18 protein-coding genes are annotated in these 17,311 nt (G+C 67.4%); 9 read left to right on the top strand and 9 right to left on the bottom strand.

What is annotated here, in order from left to right:
- Window positions 1–156: 156 nt before the first annotated feature.
- The 3 genes from BMX96_RS17685 to BMX96_RS17675 are packed head-to-tail and all read right to left on the bottom strand — an operon-like array spanning window position 157 to window position 2,956.
- Window positions 157–738: a hypothetical protein gene (locus BMX96_RS17685; protein WP_214606870.1), complete on the bottom strand. Its 582-nt coding sequence runs from the start codon at window positions 736–738 to the stop codon at window positions 157–159.
- A gap of 23 nt (window positions 739–761) precedes the next feature.
- Complete coding sequence (locus tag BMX96_RS17680; protein ID WP_091846680.1) at window positions 762–1,307, bottom strand: TadE/TadG family type IV pilus assembly protein; 546 nt, start codon at window positions 1,305–1,307, stop codon at window positions 762–764.
- Entirely contained in the window at window positions 1,304–2,956 is a 1,653-nt protein-coding gene (locus tag BMX96_RS17675; RefSeq protein WP_091846679.1) for a Tad domain-containing protein, read from the bottom strand. The genes BMX96_RS17680 and BMX96_RS17675 overlap by 4 nt, the downstream gene beginning before the upstream one ends.
- A 339-nt stretch (window positions 2,957–3,295) precedes the next feature.
- On the opposite strand from BMX96_RS17675, the gene BMX96_RS17670 reads away from it, so the two are divergent.
- From BMX96_RS17670 to BMX96_RS17650, 5 genes are all read left to right on the top strand, one after another.
- The gene (locus BMX96_RS17670; RefSeq protein ID WP_091846678.1) at window positions 3,296–3,730 is read left to right on the top strand and encodes a hypothetical protein; all 435 of its coding nucleotides are present in this window, start codon (window positions 3,296–3,298) and stop codon (window positions 3,728–3,730) included.
- Window positions 3,731–3,795: 65 nt separating this feature from the next.
- Window positions 3,796–5,748: a DNA primase gene (dnaG, locus tag BMX96_RS17665; RefSeq protein ID WP_091846677.1), complete on the top strand. Its 1,953-nt coding sequence runs from the start codon at window positions 3,796–3,798 to the stop codon at window positions 5,746–5,748.
- Window positions 5,749–5,894: 146 nt separating this feature from the next.
- Window positions 5,895–7,895 (top strand): RNA polymerase sigma factor RpoD, encoded by a 2,001-nt coding sequence (gene rpoD, locus BMX96_RS17660; protein WP_091846676.1) that lies wholly within the window; start codon window positions 5,895–5,897, stop codon window positions 7,893–7,895.
- 48 nt (window positions 7,896–7,943) lie between these two features.
- Complete coding sequence (locus BMX96_RS17655) at window positions 7,944–8,282, top strand: hypothetical protein (protein WP_236737124.1); 339 nt, start codon at window positions 7,944–7,946, stop codon at window positions 8,280–8,282.
- Window positions 8,282–8,563: an HlyU family transcriptional regulator gene (locus tag BMX96_RS17650; RefSeq protein ID WP_091846675.1), complete on the top strand. Its 282-nt coding sequence runs from the start codon at window positions 8,282–8,284 to the stop codon at window positions 8,561–8,563. Before BMX96_RS17655 ends, BMX96_RS17650 begins: the two co-directional genes overlap by 1 nt.
- A 6-nt stretch (window positions 8,564–8,569) precedes the next feature.
- On the opposite strand, the gene BMX96_RS17645 is transcribed toward BMX96_RS17650, so the two are convergent.
- Together BMX96_RS17645 and BMX96_RS19720 are read right to left on the bottom strand one after the other, a co-directional pair.
- Entirely contained in the window at window positions 8,570–9,163 is a 594-nt protein-coding gene (locus tag BMX96_RS17645; RefSeq protein ID WP_091846674.1) for a DedA family protein, read from the bottom strand.
- Between the two features lie 51 nt (window positions 9,164–9,214).
- Window positions 9,215–9,391: a hypothetical protein gene (locus BMX96_RS19720; RefSeq protein WP_175481785.1), complete on the bottom strand. Its 177-nt coding sequence runs from the start codon at window positions 9,389–9,391 to the stop codon at window positions 9,215–9,217.
- An 86-nt stretch (window positions 9,392–9,477) separates the two neighbouring features.
- On the opposite strand from BMX96_RS19720, the gene BMX96_RS17640 reads away from it, so the two are divergent.
- Both BMX96_RS17640 and BMX96_RS17635 read left to right on the top strand, forming a co-directional pair.
- On the top strand, window positions 9,478–9,894 hold the full coding sequence (locus tag BMX96_RS17640; RefSeq protein ID WP_091846673.1) for a secondary thiamine-phosphate synthase enzyme YjbQ: 417 nt from the start codon (window positions 9,478–9,480) through the stop codon (window positions 9,892–9,894).
- Window positions 9,895–9,974: 80 nt separating this feature from the next.
- Window positions 9,975–10,346 (top strand): hypothetical protein, encoded by a 372-nt coding sequence (locus BMX96_RS17635; protein ID WP_073129521.1) that lies wholly within the window; start codon window positions 9,975–9,977, stop codon window positions 10,344–10,346.
- A gap of 4 nt (window positions 10,347–10,350) precedes the next feature.
- On the opposite strand, the gene BMX96_RS17630 is transcribed toward BMX96_RS17635, so the two are convergent.
- Window positions 10,351–11,025: an SDR family oxidoreductase gene (locus BMX96_RS17630; RefSeq protein WP_091846672.1), complete on the bottom strand. Its 675-nt coding sequence runs from the start codon at window positions 11,023–11,025 to the stop codon at window positions 10,351–10,353.
- A 163-nt stretch (window positions 11,026–11,188) separates the two neighbouring features.
- Between BMX96_RS17630 and nrdR the strand changes: the two genes are divergently transcribed.
- Window positions 11,189–11,656, top strand: coding sequence for a transcriptional regulator NrdR (gene nrdR, locus BMX96_RS17625; RefSeq protein ID WP_073129519.1), 468 nt, complete (start codon window positions 11,189–11,191; stop codon window positions 11,654–11,656).
- A gap of 14 nt (window positions 11,657–11,670) precedes the next feature.
- Window positions 11,671–12,738 carry a bifunctional diaminohydroxyphosphoribosylaminopyrimidine deaminase/5-amino-6-(5-phosphoribosylamino)uracil reductase RibD gene (ribD, locus tag BMX96_RS17620; protein ID WP_091846704.1) on the top strand — a complete coding sequence of 356 codons (1,068 nt, stop codon included), beginning with the start codon at window positions 11,671–11,673 and terminating at the stop codon, window positions 12,736–12,738.
- On the opposite strand, the gene BMX96_RS17615 is transcribed toward ribD, so the two are convergent.
- From BMX96_RS17615 to BMX96_RS17605, 3 genes are all read right to left on the bottom strand, one after another.
- Entirely contained in the window at window positions 12,735–14,750 is a 2,016-nt protein-coding gene (locus tag BMX96_RS17615) for a capsular polysaccharide biosynthesis protein (RefSeq protein WP_236737123.1), read from the bottom strand. The genes ribD and BMX96_RS17615 overlap by 4 nt on opposite strands.
- 4 nt (window positions 14,751–14,754) lie before the next feature.
- Complete coding sequence (locus tag BMX96_RS17610) at window positions 14,755–15,885, bottom strand: polysaccharide biosynthesis/export family protein (RefSeq protein ID WP_236737122.1); 1,131 nt, start codon at window positions 15,883–15,885, stop codon at window positions 14,755–14,757.
- An 87-nt stretch (window positions 15,886–15,972) separates the two neighbouring features.
- Window positions 15,973–17,286 (bottom strand): capsule biosynthesis protein, encoded by a 1,314-nt coding sequence (locus BMX96_RS17605; protein ID WP_091846671.1) that lies wholly within the window; start codon window positions 17,284–17,286, stop codon window positions 15,973–15,975.
- Between the last annotated feature and the right edge of the window lie 25 nt (window positions 17,287–17,311).

Here is a 17,311-nt window from a genome sequence, read left to right as displayed (position 1 = left end):
GAATGACTCGTCCCGCACTATGATCATGACTGGTGAAACGGCAGGAATTGGACGGAATCGCGCCCAAAGAGTGATCGATCAGGCGCGTTGGATGCCGGCGCCGGGCACGGCGCGCCTGAAATTCTTCGATCCAGGAGTGGGGAAGGCCCCCCGAAGTCAGGACGTTCCGGTGTTTCCGTCCATGTGGTCTTCGTGGTTCAGCTGCGACACGAAACGCAGGCGCGTTACCAGGAAATTGTCCAGCGTGCGGTCGCTCAGGCCGAAGACGAAAGGCGCCTTGTGGTCGATCGAGGTCTCGACGACGATCAGTTGCGATCCGCCAAAGGCCATCGGCAGGCGGCCCTTGATGGCATTCAGCCCGGCCTGGGTCAGGGCCTCCTGGCCCCCACGCGCTTCGGACCAGACCAGATCGAAGGTGTCGTCGCTGCCGTCATAGGCCACGACCGAGATCCGCATGCGCGGCTCGGCCGCAGACCGGGTCAGGAACTTCAGAACCTGGTGCATGCCGTCGATATAGTCGTCATCGACCACCTGGGTTTCACGCGACAACAGGTCGCCCATGGTGTGCGCGGCCTTGATGTTGATGTTGTACTGCCGCAGCCCGTCGAAATACGAGAAGCAGGCCAGAAGGGCCCAGGCCAGGGTCGGCAGGGTCAGGATCGACTCGATGGACAGCCCGCCCGCTTCGCCGCGGCGGAAGCGCGACAAAGCACTCTGGAGGGGATGGAAGATCTGCATGATCATGTCTCCTGCGACCTGGCTCAGGTCGGCTCGTTCACGAAGGCCGAGGTCGCGATGGCGGCGTAATCGCCATTGGCGTCCTTGGTCATTGCCGCGCCCAGACCGGCGGTGGGGAAGATGGGCCGTGCCTTCACGCAGGCCCGCACCAGCACCAGCTCGGACTGTTGGGCGGGGTTGAAATGGGTGGCCGGCTTGATTTCTTCGGACCGGTCGCGGCAGATCGCCTTGTCGCCCAGCACGTCCCAGTTGTTCTTGGAGACGGCGCGCATCTCGACCGACAGCGCGTTCTCGCAGTCGGGGATCAGCAGGGCCTGATCGCAGATCATCTTCTTGATGTCGGCATGGGAGGGCGGTGTCGCCGGGCCCAGCCGCACCGCGCGCATGGCCACGTCGACGCCGCGCTCCAGCATGGCGTGGCGCAGGTTCAGCAGGCCCGCCTCGGCGCCCATGAGCATCATCATGATCATCGGCGTGAACAGGATCACGAACTCGATCGTGGCGACCCCGTCCTCGTCGCGGCGGAAGCGCACGACGCGCTCGACCATGGATTTCAGGCGCGTGATCATTGGGTCAGCCTCAGTCTGGTGATCGACGTGGCGATCGAAGCGAAGGTCTCTTCCAGGTCGTCGCCGGTCACGTCGATGAAGGTGTTCGCGTTCGACGCGCAGCGGCCCATGATGTCGCGGGCGTGGTCGTTGATCTCGAACCCGATGGTGTAGACCGTGATCGATTCCTCGCGCATGTCGTTGCACATGCCCAGCAGGCGGGTGTCCTTGGTGGCGCCGCTGACCGGCGACCACAGGCCGTCGAGGAAATCGTAGTAGTCCTGCGAGTTCTCGCTCGCGTCGACCAGGTAGTGCCAGGCCAGGTGCCGGGGGTTCATCGTTTCCCAGGTTTCCTGCCAGGTCAGCTGACGCTGGCCATAGTTCGGGTTTAAGCCGAGCAGGGATGCGACCCAGCCCAGCGTGGGCGTCTGGCTCCAGGTGTCGTTCCAGCAGATGCCGAGGTAGCAATCGGACTTGGCCCAGAAGTCCTTGCTACCGGAGGCGCGGTTGAACAGGCTGCGCATGTTGACCGAGTAGGTTTCGGTCGCCCCGTCGTTCACCGTCTCGTAGACCGGCGACATGCCGTTCTTGTACTGGTTGTTCAGCCGCATCTGTTCGGTGTTGATGCCGTCGGTCAACAGGATCACGACCTTGCGCGCGCCGTCGACGTCGTAATCCAGCGGCCGGTTCGACATCTCGTTCGGGACGACCCCGTTCGACGACAGCTGCTGAACAAGGTCCTTGGTCGACGGATCCAGCAGCGAGGCGGCCCACTTCATGCCGATCTCGGACGAGGTGTTGCCATGCGCCGTCAGCGCGTCGATCTGCGCCTTGATGACCTCGGGGTCGCTTTGGTGCAGCTTGATCTCCTGGTTCGATCCCGAGCGGCACACGGTCACGACCGGGTCCTGCTCGTTCACGTGCCACTGGTCGAAATGCGCGGCCTGGCTGTAGGCCTTGCTGGTATTCATCGCGACAGCGCCATAGTCGGTGTCGTCGAAGTCCAGGCAGAACGACTGCTCGTGGTCGAGCTGCACGTTCAGCGCCTCCAGGATGTCGCGGCCCGCGTTCACCTGGGTGTTGTAGGGGATCAGCGTGACGCTGACGGTGCCCTGGTCGGCGTTGTCGTAGATCACGTCGATGAAGCGCTTGGCGGCGTTCTTCATGTCGTCCAGCTTGGTCGCCATGCCCGGGACGTTCGACGCCTGGTTCATCGAGTTCGACACGTCCAGCACCAGCGCGACTTCCAGCTGGTCCATGCCCTCGACCGCGGTCGAGTTCGTCTGCGCCTTCAGCTGCGTCACGCCCGTCATGTTCATGAACATCGTGCGCATGGGCTGCGCGGTCTGCACCGACACCGTCCGTGCGACCAGCCCCTGGCTGACCTGGATGCCGGCCAGGTTCGACGACATGCCCGCCTTGTCGAAGTAGCTGCGCACGACGGCCTCGGGGTCGCCCTCCTGGTTCATCGCCGTGGCGGCCAGCACCGCCCGGTCGCTGAGGTTCTGCAGGCGGGTGCGATTGTTCTCGAACACCATGATGTCCAACGACAGGCCGCCGATCATCACCATGCAGATGAAGAAGAACAGGGCCATGATCGTCAGAGAGCCTTCTTCCTCGTTGCCGAAACGGGCAATGCGAAGGGCCGAAATGGGTGACATACGAGACATACTTCCTCTTTCCTGGCCCTTGATCGGGACGCATTTCGCCCGGGACCAATTCGAGTTTTATTCAACTCCAATCCTGTGGCGGGTTTGTGGCGGCAAAAGTGGCAAAGCATGGCATTGCGGCGCACCGCGAAACAACGCAGGGTTGAACCCCAAGGATTGTTCGCGAAATTCCGTTAAACTCGAAGCTGAAATTACGGCGTGAAAAAGGCAGATTTTTTCGACCCTGTCCTTTTAGTCAGGTTTTTGGAGATGCGCTCCGGCCCGATTTCCGGTGATTCGCGTTGCGCTCGGCGGCGTCTGGACCCAAGCTGCGGCCAGACTGCAAGAAGGATATCTGTAATGTTCGATCGATTGCTGCTCGGTGCCGGTCTGGTTGCGCTGGCCGCCTGCAACACGACGGCCCCCACGGCCTCGCTTCCGCAGGTGGACCCCGAGGCCGCCGCCAGGGCCGCCGCCAACCCGCCGCAGCAGGCGGCCGTGCTTTCCGCGCTCGAGCCGCTGGAAGGCTCGGAACTGTCGCCCGGTCTCGTCCTGAACGATGCCCGCGCCGGGGACGGCCGCGTGATCATGGATCTCAGCCTCAGTGACGACAGCGCCATCGACACCCCCGCCAAGCGGGCCGCGTTCATCGAGGCGTTCCAGCGTGATTTCGGGCTTCAGATGTGCGCCGCGCCCGCGCTGCGGTCCTATATCGCCACGCGCGGCGGCTTCGCGGCCAACGTGCGCACGGCGGCGGGCGATCCGCTGGTCTCGCGGGTCATCGATTCCTGCTGAGATCGCACGCGTGAACCGGCGCGCGCCCCCTCGACTCCGGGCGCGCGCAGGCCAATATGAGGGGTATGAGCCTGCCCCCCGGATTCCTCGATGAACTGCGCTCGCGCCTCAGCCTCGTGCACGTGGTGGGGCGCAAGGTCACATGGGATCCGCGCAAGTCGAACCAGGGCAAGGGCGACATGTGGGCGCCCTGTCCGTTCCACCAGGAAAAGACGGCGTCCTTCCACGTGGATGACCGCAAGGGGTTCTACTACTGCTTCGGCTGCCACGAGAAGGGCGACGCCATCGGCTTCGTCATGGCGACCGAGAACCTGCCGTTCATCGACGCGGTGAAGTTGCTGGCCGACGAGGCCGGCATGAAGCTGCCCGACCGCGACCCCCAGGCGCAGGCCCGCGCCGAGAAGCGCGACAGCCTGGTCGAGATCATGGAAGCCGCGGCGCGCTTCTTCCAGATGCAGCTGCGCGCGGGGGCGGGGCAGGCGGCGCGCGACTATCTCAAGGGTCGAAAGCTGGACGGCGCGGCCTGCGAGCGCTGGGGCCTGGGGTTCGCGCCTGCATCCTGGGACGCGCTGCGCGAGCACCTCGCGGGCAAGGGCATCGCGGTGGAGCGCCTGGTCGACGCGGGGCTGGCCAAGCCCAGCCGCAACGGCAAGGCGCCCTACGACACGTTTCGCAACCGCATCATGTTTCCCATCCGCGACGCGCGCGGGCGCTGCATCGCCTTCGGCGGCCGCGCGATGGATCCCGACGACAACGCGAAATACCTGAACTCGCCCGAAACCGCGCTCTTCGACAAGGGGCGGACGCTGTATAACGTCGGGCCCGCGCGCGGGGCGGCGGGCAAGCAGCCGCTGATCGTGGCCGAGGGCTACATGGACGTGATCGCGCTGGCCGAGGCGGGCTTCGGCGCGACGGTCGCCCCCCTGGGCACCGCGATCACCGAGGAGCAGCTTCAGCTCATGTGGCGCATGTCGCCCGACCCGATCATCGCGCTGGACGGCGACGTGGCCGGGCGGCGCGCGGCGCTGCGCCTGGTCGACCTGGCGCTGCCGCTGATCGGGGCGGGGCGATCGCTGCGGTTCTGCATGATGCCGGCGGGGCAGGACCCCGACGACCTGCTGAAGTCGGGCGGCGCGCCCGCCATGCAGAAGGCGCTGGAGGCCGCGCTGCCCATGGTCGACCTCCTGTGGGACGCCCAGACCGAGGGCCGCAGCTTCGACACGCCCGAGGCGCGGGCCGCGCTGGACAAGGAGTTGCGCGACAAGATCTCGCGCATTTCCGACCCCTCGCTCAAGCGCCACTACGGCGACGCGATCAAGGAACGCCGCTGGCAGCTTTTCAACCCGCGCAAGCCCAGGGGCACGTGGCAGCCGGGCCCGGGGGGGCGAAGGGGGGCCGCGCCGCAGGTGCCGGTGACGACCACGCGCGCGTCGCTGTTGGCCACCGGTGGCGACCGGGTCGAGCAGAACCTGCGCGAACAGGTGGTCCTGGCCGTGCTGCTGCGGTTCCCAGACCTGACTTTAAGGGTCGAGGACGCTCTGGCCGAGATCGACTGGCGCGGCGACGGCCATGCGGGACTGGCCAACGCCCTGCTGCGGCACGCCGGGGCCGACCCCGAACGGCAAGCGGAGCTCGTGCACGCTGACGCCCCGTCCGCTGCCCTTGAAAAGCTCGCTGCGGCGGGCCATTTGCGGGTGGTCCCGGCCCTGAAGGGCGATGACCGCGACCTGGCCGGGATCTGCCTGGGCGAGGAGCTGGCAAAGCTTCTGGCGGGGCAGGGCGCCGCCCGCGAGATCGCCGAGGCGATGGAGGATTTCGCGGCCGAAACCGGCGAGGCGCTGACCTGGCGCCTGCGCGAGGCCGCCCGCGTTCGCGACCAGGCGACGCAGGGGCAGGCCGAGGACACGACGGAATACGAGGAAGCGCCCAACGGTGTGATGATGAGCCGGGCCGAACGTAACGCCCTGGACGGGCTTCTGAGCCAGATCGGCCTAAGTGCGACAGATAGGAACAAGTGATCCGGGTCTATGGGAACCCGGAGAACATTTTGGTAATCGAATCGGTAAGAATTTCTGCGAATCATCCGAGCCAAATGATTCGCGCATCTGATCCGGGGCGTCTGCGGGGACAGTAGCACGACCCGATCGTGGGAAGGGAATGGCGTATGGCCGCGAAAGACAACGACGAGCGCAAGCAGGACGACGCCGACGGCGAGGTGATGCTCGACATGAGCCAGGCCGCGGTGAAGAAGATGATCTCCGAGGCGCGCGAACGTGGATACATCACCTACGACCAGCTGAACCAGGTTCTTCCGCCCGAGCAGGTGAGCTCGGAGCAGATCGAGGACGTGATGTCGATGCTCAGCGAGATGGGCATCAACGTCATCGAGGATGACGAGGCCGAGGAAGAGGACAAGAAGGGCTCGACCGAGGTCGCCACCACCTCGTCCTCACGCGAGGTCGCCGTCTCGACCACCGAAAGCGAGAAGCTCGACCGCACCGATGACCCGGTGCGCATGTACCTGCGCGAGATGGGGTCGGTCGAACTGCTGAGCCGCGAGGGCGAGATCGCCATCGCCAAGCGGATCGAGGCCGGCCGCAACGTGATGATCCTGGGGCTGTGCGAAAGCCCGCTGACCTTCCAGGCCATCACCATCTGGCGCGACGAGCTTCTGTCCGAGGACATTCTGCTGCGCGACGTGATCGACCTTGAGACGACCTTCGGCCGGTCCATGGGCGAAGAGGGTGAAGAGGACGAAACCGCCGTGGTCGGTGGCGTTGCCGCGGCTGGCGCCGAGACCTCGGACAAAGGGTCGTCGGACGACCAGCCCGACGTCGATGCCGACGGCAACCCGATCTCGAAGGATGACGACGAGGACGAGGACGAGCAGGCCAACATGAGCCTTGCCGCCATGGAAGCCGCGCTGAAGCCGCGCGTGCTGGAAATGCTGGACGTCATCGCCCGCGACTACGCCGAGCTGAGCGAGATGCAGGACCTGCGCATGTCGGCCACGCTGAACGAGGACGGCTCGTTCAGCGAGGCGGACGAGGCCAAGTACCAGAAGCTGCGCGCCGAGATCGTCGAGCTGGTGAACGAGCTTCACCTGCACAACAACCGTATCGAAGCGCTGATCGACCAGCTTTACGGCATCAACCGCAAGATCATGTCCATCGACAGCGCCATGGTGAAGCTGGCTGACCAGGCCCGCATCAACCGCCGCGAATTCGTCGAGGAATACCGCGGCTACGAGCTCGACCCCACCTGGCTCGAACGGATGGGCGAGAAGTCCGGCCGGGGCTGGCAGGCGCTGATCGAGCGCTCGACCCCCAAGGTCGAGGAGCTGCGCGGCGAGATGGCCCAGGTCGGCCAGTACGTGGGCGTCGACATCAGCGAATTCCGCCGCATCGTGCAGCAGGTCCAGAAGGGCGAGAAGGAAGCCCGGCAGGCCAAGAAGGAGATGGTCGAGGCGAACCTGCGGCTCGTGATCTCCATCGCGAAGAAGTACACCAACCGGGGCCTGCAATTCCTGGACCTGATCCAGGAAGGCAACATCGGCCTGATGAAGGCCGTCGACAAGTTCGAGTATCGCCGCGGCTACAAGTTCTCGACCTACGCCACTTGGTGGATCCGACAGGCGATCACCCGCTCGATCGCCGACCAGGCCCGGACGATCCGCATCCCGGTCCACATGATCGAGACGATCAACAAGCTGGTCCGCACCGGGCGCCAGATGCTGCACGAGATCGGCCGCGAGCCGACGCCCGAGGAACTGGCCGACAAACTGCAGATGCCGCTGGAGAAGGTTCGCAAGGTGATGAAGATCGCCAAAGAGCCGATCAGCCTCGAAACGCCCATCGGCGACGAGGAAGACAGCCAGCTGGGCGATTTCATCGAGGACAAGAACGCCGTCCTGCCGCTCGACTCGGCCATCCAGGAGAACCTGAAGGAAACCACGACCCGGGTTCTGGCCAGCCTCACCCCGCGCGAGGAGCGGGTTCTGCGGATGCGCTTCGGCATCGGCATGAACACCGATCACACGCTGGAAGAGGTCGGCCAGCAGTTCAGCGTGACCCGCGAACGGATCCGCCAGATCGAGGCGAAGGCGCTCAGGAAGCTCAAGCACCCCAGCCGGTCGCGCAAGCTGCGGTCGTTCCTCGACCAGTAGTCCCGAGAGACCCGGCCAGGGGCCGGGCATGCCGAGAGGGAGATTGCGATGTTTTCCCTGACCGACCCTTTCCGCAGGCGGCCCGCGGCGCTGGCGCGGCTGCCGCGGATCGTGCGCATCTACATTCTGAACGCCGTCTTCGGCTTCGCGCTGGCCGCGGTCTTCACCGGGCTTGTGCTGTGGTTCGACGTGGCCGGGATCGGGCATCTCGTGACGCATGTCGCGGGCGGCTGGTTCGCGGCCGCGATCTTTTTCGTGCTGAACGGCATCGTGTTCGCCGGCGTGCAGTCCGGTATCGCGATCATGTCTTTGGGCCGCGACGAGGGCCCCGGCGGCGGCCCACGCGAAGCCGCCCTTGTAACGGCCCCGATCAAGGAGAGGGTGTGATGTCTATTCTGAAACGTCTCTTCGGTCGCGCAGGCGACAAGGCTCCGGCCGAGCAGCCTTCGGAAACCTACAAGGGCTTCACCATTACGCCGCAGCCCGCCAAGGATGGTGGACAGTTTCGCATCGGCGCACTGATCGAGAAGGATGTGGGCGGCACCACGCGCAGCCATCACCTGATCCGGGCCGACCGGCTGGAAAGCTTCGAGGCCGCGGCCCAGGCCAGCGTCGCCAAGGCGCGCCAGATGATCGACGAGCAGGGCGAGCGCCTGTTCAGCGACTAGGGTACCCTAGCGCTCGGGGTCGTCGAGGGTTCGGCTGATCGCCCGGGCCCGGGCAAGGCTCCAGCGGCGCCAGGCGAAAATGGCCACGCCGCCGAGGGCGAGGGCCGCTGCGATCTGCATCTCGCTACGCGCCTCGCGCCAGACGGTCGACAGAAGCCGGCTGAGGTCGGCGCCGATCGTCACCGCGATCATGGCCCAGACCAGGCAGGCCGGCCCGGTGATCGCCGCGTAGGTCGCGGCGCGGATGGATGATCCGGTCGCCAGCGCCAGGGGCGCCACCGTGCGCGTGGCGGGAATGAACCGGAAGATCCCGGCCAAAAGCCACGGCCGCCGCAGCAGGCGCCGCGTCACCCGCTGCGCGCGGGGATGCTCCAGCGCCCTGGCGATGCGCGGATGGCCGCGAAACAGCCGTCCCGCGGTGAATATCCCCATGTCCCAGGTCCACGCCCCCAGCGCCGCGGCGAACACCACCGGCCAGAAGGGCAGCCGCCCCTGGTCGGCCAGCACACCGGCGCTGATCGCCACGGCGTCGCCTTCCACCACGCAGCCCAGGTAGACGAACAGAACGCCCCAGCGGGCAAGGGAGCCGGCGATATCCATGGCGGCGAGCCTAGCGGCCCGCGCGCCCCGGGGACAGGTGGGGAAATGACCTCAGGTGCGGCTTGCCTGGTTGGGATCTTCGGTCGATCCGGGGCCGCTGGTGGGGTCTTGCGGGTCGCTGTCGTCATCGGGCACGTCCGGCTTGATGGCCGGCTTTTCGGGCAATCCGGTGTTGGTCGCCTGGTTGGGATCGTCGGTCGTGCCGGGGCCTGTCTTCGGGTCGGTCATGCTATCCTCCTGTTTTGCCGGAAGAACAGTTGTCCGGGGGCGGTCGTTCCCTTGCACCGCCCGGGCGGGGCGTGCAGCATTGTCGCATGCAGACAACGATCACCATCGATACCCGCGGCCCCGGCCTGACCGAATTCACCGACCGCGTGGCCGAGTGGTTGCCGCGCCGCGACGGTCTTCTGACCCTGTTCGTGCGCCACACCTCGTGCTCGCTTCTTGTCCAGGAGAACGCCGATCCCGACGTGCAGCGCGATCTCCTCGCGTGGCTCGACCGGCTGGCGCCCCCTGCGGACGATCCGTCCATGGACTACCTCGTTCACCGGGCCGAGGGGCCGGACGACATGCCCGCCCATATCAAGGCCGCGCACCTGCCGGTCAGCCTGCAGATCCCGGTGCAGGGCGGCCGCATGGTCCTCGGCACCTGGCAGGGCATCTACCTGGTCGAGCACCGCCGTCGCCCGCACAGCCGGCAGGTGGCGCTGCATTTTGCCGCCGATGACTGAGCCGTGAGGCGCGGCGGGGATGTGTCGCCCGCGCAACCGCGCTAGACTGTGCAAAACTGCCCGAGACCGGAGCCGTCCCCATGACCCGCACACTCGCCGCCGCCCTTCTGGCCAGCCTCGTCGCCCTGCCGTCCCACGCCTTCATCGCCGAGAATTCGCTGGTGGTCGAAGGCAGCGGGACAGGCGATTTCACCGTGCCCTACAAGGGGCTGTCGGGGCCGCGCGCCTTCTGGTGCGCGGCGGGGGACTACGCGATCAGCATTCTCGGTGTTTCGCCCGCGACGCGGATCTATCGCACCAGCCCGCCGCCCCGCCGCGGGGGCGAGGCGATGGATTTCTCGCTGGACGTCGCGCGCGCGGTCGATCCGGGGCTGCTGCGCCTGTCGGACAGCCCCGGCCTGACCGCGGGCTACGCGCGCTTTTTGTGCGACAGCCCGGCCGCGCGACGCTAGGGCTTCAGTTCTGCGGCATGAGGAAAATCTCGCGCACCGCCGCGCGCGGATCGGCCTTGATCGCGTGCATCACCGCGTCGGCCACGTCCTCGGGCTGAAGCTTGTCGGGCTTTCCTTCGTCGAAGAAGGGCGTATCGACCATGCCCGGCGCGATGACGGTGCAGCGCCCGCCCCATTCGCGCATCTCCTCGGCCATGTTGCCGGCGTAGCCGTGCACGAACCACTTGGTCGCGCCGTAGATCGAGCCCGAGATGTGGCGCCGCCCGGCGGCCGAGCCGGTCAGGATCAGCGTGCCTTTCGTCTTCTTCAGGGCCGGGATGACCGCGCGCGCGGTCCAGAGCAGGCCCATGACGTTCACGTCGACCATGCCGCGCATGTCGTCGGCGTCGCCTTCGACGGTGCCCGCTTTCTTCATGCCGCGCCCGGCATTGGCGAAGCCCGCATCGATGCCCCCGAAATGCGACTCGGCCCTGGTCACCGCGTCTTCCAGCGCCCCCAGGTCGGTCACGTCGCCGGGCAGGGCCAGGGCCGCATCGCCCAGCTCGTCCACGAGCACGCCAAGCTTGTCCTCGGACCGGGCGAACAGCGCCACGTTCCAGCCGCCCGCGACCGCCGCGCGGGCCGTCGCCGCGCCGATGCCCGAGCTTGCGCCGGTGATGAACAAGGTCTTATTTGCCATGGGTCGCTCCTGTGATGTTGTCTGTCTGCGCACGGGCAACGCGGGGCCCAGGGCACCGGTTCACGGAAGCCTATCTAGCGACGGAAATTCCGGGCTACCCAAGCTCTGCGGGGCTGCCTATAGTGGTCGTGTCCAACGGCTGACCGAACCCAAGGAATTCCGCATGCGCTGTCCTTTCTGCGGCAATATCGACACCCAGGTTAAGGATTCGCGCCCGGCCGAAGACCACGTGGCGATCCGACGTCGCCGGTTCTGCCCGGCTTGCGCGGGACGGTTCACCACCTACGAACGGGTGCAGCTGCGTGATCTGGTCGTGGTCAAGACCAACGGCCGGCGCGAGGATTTCGACCGCGACAAGCTGGAACGCTCGGTCCGGATTTCGATGCAGAAACGCCCGGTCGAGCCCGAGCGGGTGGACCAGATGATCTCGGGCATCGTGCGGCGGCTGGAATCCATGGGCGACACCGACATCCCGTCGAAGGTCATCGGCGAGATCGTAATGGAAAGCCTCGCCCGCATCGACACGGTCGCTTACGTGCGGTTCGCCAGCGTTTACAAGAATTTCCAGGCGCCCGACGATTTCGACAAGTTCGTCAGCGAACTGCGTCCGCCCGCACAGCCGGAAGAGTGATCGACGCGGCCTTCATGGCGCACGCGCTGTCCCTTGGACGGCGCGGTCTTGGTCAGGCGTGGCCGAATCCCGCCGTGGGCTGCGTCGTGGTCAAGGACGGGCGCGTCGTCGGCCGCGGCTGGACCCAGCCCGGCGGCCGCCCTCATGCGGAGACCATGGCGCTGGAGCAGGCCGGCGACGCCGCGCGCGGCGCCGATGTCTTCGTCACGCTCGAACCCTGCGCCCATCACGGGCGGACGCCGCCTTGCGCCGACGCGCTGATCCGGTCGGGCGTCGCGCGCGTCATCACCACCATGCAGGATCCCGATCCGCGCGTGGCGGGGCGGGGGCATGCGCGATTGCGCGAGGCGGGGATCGAGGTGGAGATCGGTGTCGGCGAAGCGGCGGCACGGGCCGACCAGGCGGGCTATCTCACGCGGATCGGGCAGGGGCGGCCGCGCCTGACGCTGAAGCTGGCGACATCGTTCGACGGACGCATCGCCACGGCCAGCGGTGAGTCACGCTGGATCACCGGACCCGGCGCGCGGCGGGCCGTTCACGCCCAACGGATGATCCATGACGCGGTGCTCGTCGGGGGCGGCACGGCGCGTGCGGACGACCCGATGCTGACCGTGCGGGATCTGGGCGTGGCTCGCCAGCCCGTGCGCATCGTCGCCGCTCGGCGGCTCGACCTGCCACTGGGCGGGCGGCTCGAAGGCAGCGCGAATGACGGTCTGTGGCTTTGCCATGGCCCCGACGCGCCGCAGGACCGCCGCGACCACTGGGCGGGACTTGGCGCGCGCCTGATCGAGCTGCCGCTGGACCGGGGGCGGGTCGACCCCGCGGCCTTGCTGAACGCCATGGGCAACGCGGGGCTGACCCGCGTGTTTTGCGAAGGCGGCGGCAGCTTCGGCGCCGCCCTTTTGCAGGCTGGGCTGGTGGACCGGCTGGTGGGGTTCACCGCCGGCGTCGCCCTGGGCGCCGAGGGCCAGCCGTCGCTGGGCGCGCTGGGCCTGTCGGCCCTGGCCGATGCACCACGGTTCGCGCTGGAGGATGTGCGCCCGGTGGGCGGCGACGTCATGGCGACCTGGACCCGCGCCTAGCGCCAGAGATGCGCCTGTGACGCCAGCGCGCCCTGGGCCTTGGCCAGCAGGCGGTTCAGCGGCGAGCGGGGCAGGGCCTTTCCCGCGGCCAGCCGGTCGACGGCGACCTCGACGGGACAGGGTGTGCCGGTCACCGGATCGTGGTAGCGCGGGTAGCCGATCAGCACCGCGTGAACCAGTTGGGCGAGGCTCGGACGCGCCACGCGCCGGGCGGGCACGCGCCCCAGGTCGGTCGTCAGGCCCCAGCCCGCGTAGAACGGCGTGCCCAGGCAGGTGACCGGCACGCCGCGCAGCAGCGCCTCGAACCCGACGGTGGATGTCATGGTCCATACGGCGTCCACGGCCCGCAGAAGCGCGGCCGCATCGGTGCCCGCCAACACAAGGTCGGCGTCTTCGGCCGGTATTGCGCCCTCGCGCAGGCCGGGCTCCACGTCCGGGTGTGGCTTGTAGACCAGGAAGGCATCCGGGTTCTCGGCCCTGGTCCGCGCGAGCAGAGCCGCGTTGTCCGAAACCGCGTCGGTGCCGAGGCGGATCGAGGCGTCGTCGGCCACCTGGCCCGGCACCAGGATCACGTGCCGGTCGCGCGGGAGGTCTGGGAGGGCGTTGCTGCCGATATTGTACTTGGTCAGCCCCTCGGCCGTCAGGCGCGCAATCAGACGCCGCGCGCGTTCGACCTCGGCGGGCTTCAACTCGACGCTGCGGGCGATGAGATGCTCCAGCCGCGAGGGGCGGGTGGGGTCGTAGTAGATGCCCTCGGGATCGACGACCAACGACAGCGGGGGCACCAGGTCCGCGCCCAGCCCGCGCGAGCGCAGAAGCCCGTCCTCGACCCGGTGGATCGCCGCAGTGGCCAGCGACGGCGGCAGTTTTCCCGCCCAGCACATGACGCGCCGTCCGGTCTCGTCCGCGCGGGGGATCAGGCGGTCCGGATTGGGTTCGAAGACCATCGCGCGGTGGCGGCCGAAGACCTGTTGCAAAGGTCCGCGCTTCCACAGCCGCATGCCGCCCGCGACCCATCCGTGGCGATCCTCGCGCCAGGCCCGCGCCTCGGCGGCCAGCGCATCAAGCGTATCCTCGATCTCGCACAGCCGGTCGCGATGGGGGTCATACCAGAGCGGATACTCGATCAACGCGCCCGCCACGAGCTGTGCGCGGGTCAGCTTGCGTTCCCGCCGGGGCTGGGGGTTCTCGTCCTGCGTCAGGCCCCAGCCGCCGTAGAAAGGTTGTCCGAAGATGCGCGGTCGATGGCCCGCCAGGATCGCCTCGAATCCCATCTGGCTGGTCACCGCGTAGACCGCAACGGCGCCCTCAAGCAGGCTCCAGGGCGACACGGGCGTGTCCAGGAGGGTGGTCTTGCCGTCCTTGTCCTTTTCCGAGAAATGTCCGTCGCGGAAGCCTTGGATCGTTTCGGGATGGGTCTTGATGACGATGCGGGCGCCAGGGTTCTCGATCCGGGCGAAGGCCAGCATCTCGGCGAACAGCTCCTCGGATCCGGCCCCGTGGGTGATCGATGCGTCGCCGCGCGTCTGGTCAACAACCAGGACGTAGCCCGGGTCGGGCAGGGGCAGGTCGGGGTCCACGGCGCAGTATTTCGTCAGGTGATCGCGGCGGAGGCGGTCGATCACGTCGCGCGCGCGGTCCAGCAGAACGGTGTCGTCCAGTGCGGCACTCGCCAGCATGGTTTCCAGATCGGATGGCTGACTACTGTCGAAATGAACGCCGCTGCGATCCAGCAGCAGGCCCAGGGGCGGCGCGCCTGTGCGACCGGGGTGGAGCGATCGCAGGAAGGCATCCTCGACCCGAACCAACGGCACGCCGTAGCGGGCCGCCATGGCCTCGCCCCGGTGGGCGGTGGGCGAGCGGCCCCACATGGCCACGGCGTCGCCGTCCCCGGGCAGCCCAGTGGTCAGGCGAAGGCCGGCCAGGGTCAGGATGCGGCGCACGCGCGCGTTCAGGAACCCGCCATTATAGGCGAACAGCCTTTGGCCCCGCTCAGACGGCCCGTCGGCCACGCTCCTACCCGCCGAGCGAGTCGATGTTGCTGGCGGTCGCGGCGGTGCCGGTGATGGCCGACAGCGTCTTCTGCCACTGGGTATAGGGCGCTTCGGTCACGTAGACGGTGTCGCCATCGCGAATGGCGAAATCGCGCGCCTCGAACATGCCGTTCGGCGCGGTGAGATCCAGGACGTAGACCATGCGCTGGGTGCCCCGCAGGTCATCGCGGGCCAGCACCTGTTCGGCGATGACCTCGGCCTCGTTGCGGAAGACGAAAACGCCGGTGGGGTCGGCCAGGTTGGTGTTCAGTCCGCCCACCAGCGCGATAGCCTCGATGGCCGAGATCGTCTGCCGGTCGAAGGGCACCAGCTGCTGGGTGCCGGTGGCACCCAACGCGCTGAAGCTGCGCTGGTCCTGTTCGACAAGGATCTTGTCGCCGCCGCGCAGGGCGATGTCGAAATGCGGGTTCTCGTAGAGATCCTGGAACCAGACCTTTTCCTGCCGGCCGTGGCGCACCACGGTGACTTGCGCGGTCTCGTTCGGGATGGCGATGCCGCCCGCCCGGGCCAGCATGGCTGTCAGCGTGCGGGTGGGACGTTCAATGGCATAGACACCCTGTGCGCCGACGCCGCCGGTGACTGAAACGGTGGTGCCATCGCCCTGGAGACGCCGGACCAGCACCTGCGGCTCGGGCGTCTGGCTGTCGAGCCGGTCGGTGATGATGCGCCGGATGGCCTCGGGCGTGTTGCCGGCGGCCCTGACCCGGCCCGCGTAGGGCACGAAGATGAAGCCATTGCCATCGACCTGCACCTCTTCCAGCACCGCTGAAGGCGCCCCTTCGGGCACCAGAAGGCCGTCCTCGACATTCTCATAGATCGTCAGACCCAGCGTGTCGCCCGGCCGGATTGTGTCGGATCCCAGAACGCCTGCATTGACGAAGGCGCTGGTGAAACCCAGCGAAGGATAGACTGCCGTTGCCCGGGTGACCCTGGAGTTGACGGAAACGATGAAGGCGTCACCTTCGCGCTGGACGGATCCGGCGAAGATTTCGCGTTTGGTGGGGCCGCTGCGCGGCAGGCCGCACCCGGCCAGGACGGCCAGCACGGCAAGCGCCGCAACGGGCTTGCCCCAGCGGGAATGTTGAATCTTCACTGCCCGGTCTCCTCGACCTGTTTATTCTGGCTCGGCTTTTTGGGGCCGAGCCTAGACCGGTTGTCGTATTATTAAAAGTCTGGTGGCCTATTGCGCTCTGGTCACGACGCGCAACTGTTGCCTTGGGGCCGCGCGACCCTTCTGCAAAAGCTCATAGGGGTCGTCGCGCGCCAGCATGAGATCGACAACCTGGCGCAGCAACTGCTGCCGTCCTTTGGCCGAGTAGAAGGACCCTGGGATCTGGCTGGTTTCCAGCAGGAAACGGCGGTAATCGCGATAGGCGCGGGCATCCGGGCTGTCGGGCCAACGGAAGAAGTCCGCCAGCGGCTGGTCTGAGACGAATTCGGGCTTGGCGTAGACGGCCGCGCCGAACACCTTCAGCGGCAGGCCCCGCCACAGGACCTGCTGCGCGGCGGTCGAGTTCACCGTCACGGCCGAGCGGGCATGGTCAAGCAACTGCGCGAGCTTGCCACCGCGCAGGAAATGCACCCGGTTCGACACGCCGCGATCGGCGGCGCGGCGGCGGATATGGGCGCGCAGGTCGACCCGTCCGTCTTCGAGCGGGTGGGCTTTGATCACGAGGTGGTGGTGACCGGGCGCACCGGCGGCAAATCCGTCGATCAGCAGGTCCAGGAACTCGGTCATGGTGCCAAACGGAGAATGCGACTGGAAGTTGCTGTCGTGTTCCAGCTGCAGAAGCGCCACGTGGTAGGGATAGCCGCCGCCGCGCACCCGCGCGGTCGCGATGACCCGGTCGGCCCAGAGCGCCGGCATCAGCAGAAGCCGCTTCAGATACAGCCGGAATTCTTGCGCGACGCTGAGCGCGCGATGCGGGCGGAAGTTGCGATAGCGCCGGTTCATCAGCAGCACGAAGGCGTGGTAGGCGGCGCCGTAGAAGATGTGCTGGCGCATGTCGCCCCAATGGGCAGGGGCCTCGGGCTGCTCGCCCGCCGAAGCGGCCAGCGCCTGCTGCATCCCCGTGACGTCCATCCCGGTCAGCGCCGAGTTGCCGTTCGAGCCGCCCCGCTCGTAAGTGACCCAGTACGGCCTCAGGTATCCTTCCTCAAAAACGTGGATGGTCAGGCCAAGCGTGCGGGCGGCGACGATGGCCTCGGCGTGGATCGCGCGCGCTTCGCCGTAAAGGACGATATCGGTGATTCCGTGCTGCGCCACGAGATCGCGGAAGGTCCGCGGCCAGGCCTCGGGCGGATCGCGGTAGGCGATGTAGCGGTCGGCGTCGGGCCAGAACGCCTGGTCCCCGCGGTTGAAGCCCACGCGCCAGCAACGCGCGCCGGCCAGCGACAGCATCCGGCCCAGCCGACCGAAAAAGGGTCCGTGCGGCCCCTGCAGGAACAGGAACCGCCTTTGGCCCGGGACGTGGATATCACCGCTCATCTTCATGGTTCCCGCCACTCAATCACCGGGA

The sequence above is a fragment of the Palleronia pelagia genome (genome assembly GCF_900110115.1).
Classification (GTDB): Bacteria; Pseudomonadota; Alphaproteobacteria; order Rhodobacterales; family Rhodobacteraceae; genus Palleronia; species Palleronia pelagia.
This window is presented reverse-complemented; position numbering and strand designations above follow the sequence as displayed.

Bases quoted from the DNA above. Each gene is read 5' to 3' on its own strand.
- BMX96_RS17645 (WP_091846674.1), bottom strand. From the start codon at position 9,163: ATGGATATCGCCGGCTCCCTTGCCCGCTGGGGCGTTCTGTTCGTCTAC.
- nrdR (WP_073129519.1), top strand. From the start codon at position 11,189: ATGCGCTGTCCTTTCTGCGGCAATATCGACACCCAGGTTAAGGATTCG.
- rpoD (WP_091846676.1), top strand. From the start codon at position 5,895: ATGGCCGCGAAAGACAACGACGAGCGCAAGCAGGACGACGCCGACGGC.
- BMX96_RS17630 (WP_091846672.1), bottom strand. From the start codon at position 11,025: ATGGCAAATAAGACCTTGTTCATCACCGGCGCAAGCTCGGGCATCGGC.
- BMX96_RS19720 (WP_175481785.1), bottom strand. From the start codon at position 9,391: ATGACCGACCCGAAGACAGGCCCCGGCACGACCGACGATCCCAACCAG.
- BMX96_RS17640 (WP_091846673.1), top strand. From the start codon at position 9,478: ATGCAGACAACGATCACCATCGATACCCGCGGCCCCGGCCTGACCGAA.
- BMX96_RS17675 (WP_091846679.1), bottom strand. From the start codon at position 2,956: ATGTCTCGTATGTCACCCATTTCGGCCCTTCGCATTGCCCGTTTCGGC.
- dnaG (WP_091846677.1), top strand. From the start codon at position 3,796: ATGAGCCTGCCCCCCGGATTCCTCGATGAACTGCGCTCGCGCCTCAGC.
- BMX96_RS17680 (WP_091846680.1), bottom strand. From the start codon at position 1,307: ATGATCACGCGCCTGAAATCCATGGTCGAGCGCGTCGTGCGCTTCCGC.
- ribD (WP_091846704.1), top strand. From the start codon at position 11,671: ATGGCGCACGCGCTGTCCCTTGGACGGCGCGGTCTTGGTCAGGCGTGG.
- BMX96_RS17670 (WP_091846678.1), top strand. From the start codon at position 3,296: ATGTTCGATCGATTGCTGCTCGGTGCCGGTCTGGTTGCGCTGGCCGCC.
- BMX96_RS17635 (WP_073129521.1), top strand. From the start codon at position 9,975: ATGACCCGCACACTCGCCGCCGCCCTTCTGGCCAGCCTCGTCGCCCTG.
- BMX96_RS17685 (WP_214606870.1), bottom strand. From the start codon at position 738: ATGCAGATCTTCCATCCCCTCCAGAGTGCTTTGTCGCGCTTCCGCCGC.
- BMX96_RS17650 (WP_091846675.1), top strand. From the start codon at position 8,282: ATGTCTATTCTGAAACGTCTCTTCGGTCGCGCAGGCGACAAGGCTCCG.
- BMX96_RS17655 (WP_236737124.1), top strand. From the start codon at position 7,944: ATGTTTTCCCTGACCGACCCTTTCCGCAGGCGGCCCGCGGCGCTGGCG.
- BMX96_RS17605 (WP_091846671.1), bottom strand. From the start codon at position 17,286: ATGAAGATGAGCGGTGATATCCACGTCCCGGGCCAAAGGCGGTTCCTG.